4 protein-coding genes and 1 pseudogene are annotated in these 1667 nt (G+C 45.7%); 1 reads left to right on the plus strand and 4 read right to left on the minus strand.

The genetic code is table 11. The features are described 5' to 3' along the window. From BHE85_RS14790 to cybB, 3 genes are all read right to left on the minus strand, one after another. Positions 1-165: IS1 family transposase (locus BHE85_RS14790; protein WP_047664789.1), on the minus strand; the 165-nt coding region annotated here is incomplete at its 3' end. 33 nt (positions 166-198) lie between these two features. Beyond that, a complete protein-coding gene (locus tag BHE85_RS14795) occupies positions 199-381 on the minus strand; it encodes a YdcA family protein (protein WP_000731832.1) in 183 nt (60 codons plus the stop codon). A gap of 244 nt (positions 382-625) precedes the next feature. Then, positions 626-1156 carry a cytochrome b561 gene (gene cybB, locus BHE85_RS14800; RefSeq protein ID WP_000428998.1) on the minus strand — a complete coding sequence of 177 codons (531 nt, stop codon included), beginning with the start codon at positions 1154-1156 and terminating at the stop codon, positions 626-628. A 188-nt stretch (positions 1157-1344) separates the two neighbouring features. On the opposite strand from cybB, the pseudogene BHE85_RS14805 reads away from it, so the two are divergent. Next, positions 1345-1443 (plus strand): annotated as a pseudogene (locus tag BHE85_RS14805) (glyceraldehyde 3-phosphate dehydrogenase NAD-binding domain-containing protein); the annotation flags it as partial. Here the strand turns inward: BHE85_RS14805 and BHE85_RS14810 are convergent. Continuing rightward, the coding region (locus BHE85_RS14810; protein ID WP_146627965.1) for an integrase core domain-containing protein at positions 1433-1667 on the minus strand (235 nt) is incomplete at its 5' end. The pseudogene BHE85_RS14805 and the gene BHE85_RS14810 overlap by 11 nt on opposite strands.

Consider the following 1667-nt stretch of genomic DNA (forward strand, 5'->3'; position numbering starts at 1 on the left):
TTTCTGGTGCGTACCGGGCTGAGAGGCGGTGTAAGTGAACTGTAGTTGCCATGTTTTACGGCAATGAGAGCAGAGATAGCGCTGATGTCCGGCAGTGCTTTTGCCGTTACGCACCACGCCTTCAGTAGCGGAGCAGGAAGGACATCTGATGGAAATGGAAGCCACGCAAGCACCTTAAAATCACCATCATACACTAAATCAGTAAGTTGGCAGCATTACCATTTTTTTCGAGGCACTAATAGAACCATCATTACAGACAAATTTGCCGCCTGCCGTACAGTGTGAGATCCCCCCTTTCGAACCAGAACAGGGTTTGCGCCCGGCATCGGCATAAAAGGAAACAAGCGTTCCCATAAACAAAATAAGTGCCAGTTTTTTCATATAACCTCCATGGTTTATCGAATCTTATGTTCGATTTGAACGTTATACGCTGGTTTATTTTGATACCGTTGATGAGATCAAAGATCGGGTGAATTGATTAAAAATAAGCCAGATGGACGTATGGGCAAGGATTATGGTTTTATTTGTCATACAAATAAATATAATAGGCGCTTCCGATGTAGACCCGTATTCTTCGCCTGTACCACGGGTCGGTTTTAGTACAGGCGTTTTCTTTAAATATCCTTCAGGAACGTTTACGCGGCATCATGCGTAGAAGTGTGTTGTCCTTCCAGAAATAGTGGTGTGCCAGTGCAGCCGCAGCGTGCAACCCGATGACAAAATATCCCAGATTCGCCAGCGTTTCATGCCACGACTTTAAGCTATCAACCCGTTCGAAATTGGCCTCTGAAGCGTAAGGCATCGTCAAACCAAACGCAAACCACGGGTTGCCCCGGTTATACATCATCACCAAACCAATCACTGGCAGCGCAATAAACAGGAGATAAATCACCAAATGTCCCAAATGCGCCAGTCCCGTCATCATCGGTTTTGGCTTAGGTATAATCGGCGGGGTTGGGTATTTCAGCCTTAACAAAAGACGAACGACCATCAGCACGAGAATTGAGATGCCGCAGGAAACATGAATCATGTTGATGAGTGGCCGATCGCTACGTGGGAAGAAACCCCGAAACTCCATTGCGCAATACGCTGCGATAACCAGCAAAAAGACCAGCCAGTGAATGCTGATTTGTAACCTTGAGTATTTATTTTCCATAACATTTCCTGCTTTAACATAATTTTCCGTTAACATAACGGGCTTTTCTCAAAATTTCATTAAATATTGTTCACCCGTTTTCAGTACGTTACGTTTCACTGTAAGAATGGAGATTGCCCATCCCACAATCCTGGGCTAAGCCTGGAAAGGATCAATTTTCATCCGAACGTTCCTGACAGGAGAAAACCATGAGTAAGGTTGGTATTAACGGTTTTGGTCGTATCGGTCGACTGGTGTTGCGTCGATTACTTGAAGTCAAAAGCAACATTGAAGTGGTCAACAAAAACTGGCCACCGAGTTAGAGTTTTTCCAGTATCGATTTTCCGATTCGTTTGGGGGTAACCCACCGTTATATTCGTGCGGTCTTAGTGCGCTGTAATATCCAACGATATAGTCCGTTATGGCGTGAGCTGCCTCGCTGAAGCTTACGTAACCCACCACCGGCATCCATTCGTTCTTCAGACTCCTGAAGAAGCGTTCCATTGGGCTGTTATCCCAGCAGTTTCCGCGC

This window comes from Shigella sp. FC1567 (assembly GCF_001743015.1).
GTDB classification, from domain to species: Bacteria; Pseudomonadota; Gammaproteobacteria; order Enterobacterales; family Enterobacteriaceae; genus Escherichia; species Escherichia coli.

What these genes read in the sequence shown, in the direction of transcription:
- BHE85_RS14795 (WP_000731832.1), bottom strand. Translation starts at nt 381, where the DNA reads ATGAAAAAACTGGCACTTATTTTGTTTATGGGAACGCTTGTTTCCTTT.
- cybB (WP_000428998.1), bottom strand. Translation starts at nt 1,156, where the DNA reads ATGGAAAATAAATACTCAAGGTTACAAATCAGCATTCACTGGCTGGTC.